The organism is Streptomyces sp. NPDC054847 (assembly GCF_053610925.1).
The window spans coordinates 1-6,325 of record NZ_JBSGZJ010000412.1 but is presented as its reverse complement, the minus strand read 5'-3'; the positions used below and the strand labels follow the sequence as shown (position 1 = coordinate 6,325).

The 6,325-nt window shown below is 72.8% G+C and carries 8 protein-coding genes; 5 read left to right on the top strand and 3 right to left on the bottom strand.

Annotation, left to right across the window (positions count from 1 at the left end):
• Positions 1-460 (bottom strand): ATP-binding cassette domain-containing protein (locus ACWGH4_RS28780; protein WP_453466069.1); only part of this gene is annotated, 460 nt, incomplete at its 3' end.
• A gap of 120 nt (positions 461-580) precedes the next feature.
• Here ACWGH4_RS28780 and ACWGH4_RS28775 point away from each other — a divergent pair.
• The 3 genes from ACWGH4_RS28775 (at position 581) to ACWGH4_RS28765 (ending at position 3,019) form a co-directional block, all read left to right on the top strand.
• A complete protein-coding gene (locus ACWGH4_RS28775) occupies positions 581-1,396 on the top strand; it encodes a TetR/AcrR family transcriptional regulator (protein WP_453466071.1) in 816 nt (271 codons plus the stop codon).
• On the top strand, positions 1,393-2,022 hold the full coding sequence (locus ACWGH4_RS28770; RefSeq protein ID WP_453466067.1) for a TetR/AcrR family transcriptional regulator: 630 nt from the start codon (positions 1,393-1,395) through the stop codon (positions 2,020-2,022). The genes ACWGH4_RS28775 and ACWGH4_RS28770 overlap by 4 nt, the downstream gene beginning before the upstream one ends.
• 94 nt (positions 2,023-2,116) lie before the next feature.
• Entirely contained in the window at positions 2,117-3,019 is a 903-nt protein-coding gene (locus tag ACWGH4_RS28765; protein ID WP_453466065.1) for an oxidoreductase, read from the top strand.
• On the opposite strand, the gene ACWGH4_RS28760 is transcribed toward ACWGH4_RS28765, so the two are convergent.
• Together ACWGH4_RS28760 and ACWGH4_RS28755 are read right to left on the bottom strand one after the other, a co-directional pair.
• On the bottom strand, positions 3,010-3,993 hold the full coding sequence (locus ACWGH4_RS28760; protein ID WP_453466063.1) for a phosphotransferase family protein: 984 nt from the start codon (positions 3,991-3,993) through the stop codon (positions 3,010-3,012). The genes ACWGH4_RS28765 and ACWGH4_RS28760 overlap by 10 nt on opposite strands.
• Positions 3,994-4,154: 161 nt before the next feature.
• Complete coding sequence (locus tag ACWGH4_RS28755; protein ID WP_453466061.1) at positions 4,155-5,063, bottom strand: aminoglycoside phosphotransferase family protein; 909 nt, start codon at positions 5,061-5,063, stop codon at positions 4,155-4,157.
• Between the two features lie 174 nt (positions 5,064-5,237).
• On the opposite strand from ACWGH4_RS28755, the gene ACWGH4_RS28750 reads away from it, so the two are divergent.
• Positions 5,238-5,675, top strand: coding sequence for a helix-turn-helix domain-containing protein (locus ACWGH4_RS28750; protein WP_453466059.1), 438 nt, complete (start codon positions 5,238-5,240; stop codon positions 5,673-5,675).
• 25 nt (positions 5,676-5,700) lie between these two features.
• The gene (locus ACWGH4_RS28745; RefSeq protein ID WP_453466057.1) at positions 5,701-6,300 is read left to right on the top strand and encodes a hypothetical protein; all 600 of its coding nucleotides are present in this window, start codon (positions 5,701-5,703) and stop codon (positions 6,298-6,300) included.
• Positions 6,301-6,325: the final 25 nt, after the last annotated feature.

Sequence of the window (6,325 nt, the reverse complement as noted above, 5' to 3'; positions counted from 1 at the left end):
ACGTCATGGCGAGGCGGCGCCCGGCGGCGGCGAGGTCGAAGCGTTCCAGCAGCTCGGCCGCGCGGCGGCGTGACGCCGCGCGGGACAGGCCGCTGAGGCGGGCCATCATGCGGAGGTTCTCCTCGCCGGTCTGCTTCTCGTCGACCGCCGCGAACTGGCCGGTGAGGCTGATCGCCCGGCGTACCCGGCGTCGGTCGGCCGTCACGTCGTGTCCCGCCACACGGGCACGTCCCGCGTCGGCGGCGGTGAGTGTGGCGAGGATCCGCACGGTCGTCGTCTTGCCCGCCCCGTTCGGCCCGAGCAGCGAGAAGACGCTGCCCGTTTCGACCCGGAGGTCGACGCCGTCGAGCACGGTCACCTTCCCGTAGGCCTTGCGCAGGCCGTGCGCCTCGATCGCCGGCCCTGAGGCGGGCGTGGCGTGCGGCGGCCGTCGGGTGGCCGTCGGTCGTGCGGTGCTCATCATGGCGAGCCCCTTTCTGCGTATGGCATACGCGTTACTGTGTAAGGGTTACGCATTACTAGGATGGGCGTCAAGCGTGAGAGGGCTGCGGCAGCGGGCGAGCAGAAGGCGGCGGAGTCGATGGCGGGCAGTGGACGCGGGCGCGCCCCGGACGGTGCGAGGACGGAGACCGGGCTGCCCGCGAGCATCGAGGCGGCGTGGGGCCTGCGCAAACGCCCCGGGAAAGGCCCCAAGCCGGGGATCGGCATCGAGCGGATCGTCGCGGCCGCCGTCGCCGTGGCGTCCGCCGAAGGGCTCCCGGCGGTCTCCATGGGGAGGGTCGCCAAGGAGCTCGGCGTCTCCACGATGTCGCTGTACCGGTACGTCGCCGCGAAGGACGAGCTCTACATCCTGATGCTGGAGGAGGCCGTCGGCCTGCCGCCCGAACCCCCGGCCCCCGGGACCGGCTGGCGTGAGGCGCTGGCGGCCTGGGCGTGGGCGCAGCGCGAGGTCTTCCACCGCAGTCCGTGGATGCTGCGCATCCCCATTTCCGGCCCGCCCGCCACCCCCAACTCGGTCGCCTGGTGGGACCGCGGCCTCGCCGCCCTGGCGGACACCGGTCTGGACGAGGGCGAGAAGATCTCGGTGGTCCTGCTGGTCGGCGGTTTCGTGCGCAACGAGGCACTGCTCATGGCCGACCTCGGAGCGGCGATCGCGGCGAGCGGAGAGTCCCCCGACGTGGTCATGCGCCGCTACGCCGACACGCTGGAGCGCTTCGCCGACGCGGAGCGTTATCCGGCGCTCGCCCGCCTGCTGGAGTCGCGGGTGATGTACGAACCGGACAGCCAGGACTTCGAGTTCGTCTTCGGTCTCGAGCGACTGCTGGACGGGGTGGGCGTCCTGGTCGAGAAGCGCCTCGCGGGCGGGGCGCCGTGCGAGGGAGGACCGGAGACGTGAGCGGCGCGGGCGGCGGAGCGGGGCTGCGCGAGCGCAAGAAGCGCCTCACCTACCGGGCGATCTCCGACGCAGCCGTCGCGCTCTTCCTCGAGCGGGGCTTCGACGCGGTCTCCGTCGCCGAGGTGGCGGCCGCGGCGGACGTCTCGAAGCCGACGCTGTTCCGGTACTTCCCCATGAAGGAGGACCTGGCGCTGCACCGGTTCGCCGAGCACGAGGACGAGGCCGCGCGTGTGGTCGCCGCCCGGCCGGCCGGTGTCCCGCCGCTCGAGTCGCTGCACCGCCACGTCCTCGACGGCCTGGCGCGTCGCGACCCGCTCACCGGGCTGAACGACGAGGAGGGCGTGCTCGCCTTCCACCGGCTGCTGTACGGGACGCCGAGCCTGGTGGCGCGGCTCCACGCCTACCAGGTCAGGTCGGAACGGGCGCTCGCGGAGGCGCTGTGCGCCGCGGGTGCGCAGGGCATCGGCGCCCGGCTGGCGGCGGGCCAGATCGTCGCCGTGCTGCGCATCATCGCGGAGGAGAACTGGCGGCGGATCGAGGCGGGGGAACGGGCCGACGACGTCGCGCCGGACGCCGTGGCGGCGGCCGATCACGCCTTCGCGCAGCTCAGGTCCGGCCTGGGGTGAATCCCGGGGCGAGAGGCTTCCGCCGGCCGCTGCGCTGCCGCGTCCGCCGCCCGTTCCCGCGCCGGGCCGCCGGCGCGCGTGTCAGACTTCCGGGATGACCACAGAGACGATCACCGCCTCCGCCGCGGGGAGTTGGCAGTTGGGTGACCTGACGGTCAACCGGCTCGGGTTCGGCGCGATGAGGCTGACGGCGGACGCGGACGGCGCTCCCCTGGACAGGGATAGGGCGGTCGCGGTGCTGCGGCGGGCCGTGGAGCTCGGCGTGAACCACATCGACACCGCCGCGTTCTACTTCTCGGCCACCCGGTCCGCCAACGAGCTGATCAACCGGGCCCTGTACCCGTACCCGTCCGACCTCGTGATCACCACCAAGGTGTGGCCGGGCCGCGACCCGTCCGGGAACTGGTGGTGGGCCTCGCCGGAGCAGTTGCGGGGACAGGTCGAGGAGAACCTGCGGCAGCTCGGCCGCGACCACTTGGACGTGGTGAACCTCCGTGTCCCGCGGAGCGGTGAAACCGGCTCGCTGGCGGCCCACTTCGAAGTCCTCGCCGGACTGCGGGACGCCGGCCTGATCCGCCATCTCGGCATCTCCAACGTCAGGCCGCACCACCTCGAGGAGGCCCGCGCCATCGCGCCGGTCGTGTGTGTGCAGAACCCGTACGGGGTGGGCGCGTCGCCGGAGCACAACGCGTTCCTGGACTCCTGCGGCGAACAGGGCGTGGCGTTCGTGCCGTTCTTCGCGATCGCGGGCGACGGCCGGGAGGCCGGCGCGAGCGGCTCCGACAGCGAGGAGGTCCGCGCCGTCGCCCGGTCGCACGGCGCGACCCCGGCGCAGGTCAGGATCGCCTGGACGCTGCAGCGCGGCCCGCACGTGCTCGCGATCCCGGGGACCGGCAACCCGGACCACCTGGCCGACAACGTGGCCGCCGGCTCCCTGCGGCTCTCGGACGACGAGATGGCACTGCTGGACGGGGCCGGGCGGGAGCCTCAGCCGTAGCGGCGCAGCAGCGCTTCGAGGTAGTCCTCCAGACGCCGCGCGACCCGCCGCGCCGTCAGGTCGGTGCGGCCGAGCTCCCGCCACGGGACGGCGACCTTCTCGGCGTCCGGCGCGAAGGCCAGCGCGTCGAGCATCCGCCAGTAGAGGTGGTCGGCCGGATCCTCGGCGAGCCGCCCGCCGGCGGCGGCGTAGCGGTCCGCGAAGCGCAGGCCCTCGTCGGGCCCGTGCAGCAGGGCGAGCGTCGTGGAGCAGTGGGCGACGTCCAGGTCGGCCGGGCCCCAGGAGGTCTCCACCCAGTCGACGACACCGCTGACGCGCAGGTCCTCCGCCTCCCCGGTGAAGAGCACGTTCCCGGGATGGAAGTCGCGGTGGAGGAAGCAGGCCCGGTGGGCGGGCGGGTCCCGGCGTATGACGTCGACCGCGCGCCGCCACACGTCGGGCCGGTCCGTCGTCCCGGGCAGCCGGACGCGTTCGGGAGCGGTCCACGCCTGGTAGGCGGGTGGCCGCTCCCCTTCGGGCACGGCCAGCCGGTGGATGCGTACCAACTGCTCCGCGAGCAGGGCGGCCCGGCGGCCGGCGCGGTCCTCCTCCAGCCGGACGCGCCCGGGGAGCAGGCTCATCAGGAGCGAGGGATGGTCGCAGTGCTCGGCGTCCGGGTCGACGGCCAGGAGCTCGGCCACCGGCACCGCGCCGACCGGGGCGAGCAGGCGCAGCATGCGGGCCTCGCGGGTGAGGAGTCCCGCCGCGTGCCGGAGGTAGAACGGTTCGACGAACGACCGGAGCACCAGCGTGCGTTCCGCCCCCGCGGGCCCGGTGACGCGCAGGCGTCGCATCGTTGACGTCCATCCGCCGAGAAGCCGCTCGGCGCCCTCGAGCCGTTCCCCGTCCCCGAGTTGCCCGCGCACCCAGGCGCGCGTCGCCGCCCAGTCCTCACCGTGCTCCTGGCCGTGCCCGTGATCCGTGTCCCCGCCCATGGAGGGAACCCTACGGCCGGACGGCACCGGCGGGCTCGATGTCGCCCAGCTCGAACGGCAGTTGCGGGGACGGCGAGCTCAGCGGCGCACTGTCCTCAGCGTCTGCTGGACCGCGTGCGCCACTCGACGCGCCGCCGTGCTTCCCGAGCCGGCGAATCCGCTCATCGCGTCCCGGCGTCGGCGAGGATCGCCTGAAGCCGTGCCCGGCATTCGGCGACGAAGGCGGGATAGGTGTGCCAGTAGTAGGAGATCCCGCTGACGCCCACCGCGATCGCCCAGGCGCGGGCGCGGGCCCAGGTCACGTCGTCGAGGCTCAACGCGTTCCAGTAGGCCTGCCGGGCCTGGGGCGGCAGGTCCCATACGGTGGAGTGCTCGGCGTCGGGAAAGCCGACCGACAGTGCCCCGAAATCTATGACCGCGTGGAGCTTTCCTTCCCGGACCAGGAGGTTGGTCGGCTTGAGGTCGCCGTGGAGCCACACATGAGGTGCGGACGGCTCGGGCAGCGCGAGCGCTTCCCGCCACAGCTGTTCCAGAGCGTCGACGTCGAGTTCGGAGCCCACGGTGGTCCGGCAGTCGTCGAGACTTCGGCCGATCCACTCGTCGCACGGTCCCAGCCCACCCCCGCGGTACCAGCTGAGGCCGTCAGCGCGCGTCGCTCCCATGAGGTCGATGCCGTGGAGCTCGCCGACCACCGCCGCCAGGTCGGCCCCGAAGGCGGACCAGTCCCCGACGGTGTCCGGGCCGGCCTGGTCCCCGTCGATCCAGCGGTAGACCGACCAGACCGGGGGGAAGGCGTCGGTGGGTGTCCCGGCGTGGACGGGCTCGGGCACCGGACAGGACAGGAGGGGCGCCAGGCGGGGAAGCCACTCCTGCTCCTTCCGCAGGGAAGCTCCCTTGTCGGTGGTCCGGGGAAGGCGCACGAGCAGGTCGTCGCCCAGCCGGTACATGGTGTTCTCCGTGCCCGCGCCCGCCGGCGACAGCGGCAGGCCGGCCCACTCCGGTCGCTGCGCCTTCAGCAGCGACCGGACCAGCATCTCGTCGACGGGGATCTCGTTCTCGTGAAGCGTCACGCCGGAAGTCTCGCCGCGGACGGAGCGGGAAGCCAGTGACTTTCCGTCAGCCCCGGTGCCGCGCCGGAGAAGCGGACGCGGCGGGACCGGCGGTTGGTCCGTCCGGGTGTTGCTTGCGACACTATTGCAAGCAGTTGCTTGCAATAGTTAGCAATGGTGCGGCACCATCGGTACATGGCATCGCTCAACGTCGGCAATCTCGGTGAGTACCTCCGCGAACAGCGGCGCAACGCGCAGCTGTCCCTGCGGCAGCTCGCCGACGCCGCCGGCGTGTCCAATCCGTATCTGAGCCAGATCGAGCGCGGGCTGCGCAAGCCGAGCGCCGAGGTCCTTCAGCAGGTCGCCAAGGCCCTGCGGATCTCGGCCGAGACGCTGTACGTGCGGGCCGGGATCCTGGACGAGCAGGAGCGGGACGAGTTGGAGACGCGCGCCGTCATCCTGGCCGACCCGTCCATCAACGAGCGGCAGAAGCAGGTGCTTCTCCAGATCTACGAGTCCTTCCGCAAGGAGAACGGGCTCGAGATCGCCGCTGCCTCGGAAGCCCACGAGGACACCGCCGCTGACGGCCCCCGCACGGCCGGCACGGGCGATGCCGAACCGAAGACGAACTGATCTGCGTTCCGGGAGGACCACAGTCATGGCCATCACCGATGACCTGCGCAAGACCCTCACCGACCCGACTCCCCTCTACTTCGCCGCCGGCACCGCCGACCTCGCCGTCCAGCAGGCCAGGAAGGTGCCCGCGCTGATCGAGCAGCTGGCCGCCGAGGCGCCGGGCCGTATCGACGCCGTGCGCAACACCGACCCCAAGGCCGTGCAGGAGAAGGTGACCGCGCAGGCCAAGGAGGCGCAGGCCACCGTGCAGGCGAAGGTCGCCGAGGTGATCGGGAACTTCGACACCGACCTGAAGAAGCTGGGCGAGAGCGCCCAGGACATCGCGCTGCGCAGTGTCGGCGTCGCCGCCGAGTACGCGGTCAAGGCCCGTGAGACGTACGAGAAGGTCGCCGAGCACGGCGAGCAGACCGTGCGGGCGTGGCGTGGCGAAGCGGCGGAGGAGATCACCGAGATCGCCGTCGCCGTTGAGCCCGAGCCGGCGAAGAGCAAGCAGAGCGACGCCGGGCCGAAGCCCGCGGCCGCCGCCGTGGAGCCGCAGAGCGCCGAGGCCAAGCCGGCCTCGCGCAAGACCGCCGTGCGCAAGCCGGCCCCCAAGAAGAGCGCGCCGCCGGCCGCGAAGTGAGCGATGCGCGGGCGCCGCTGGAAGC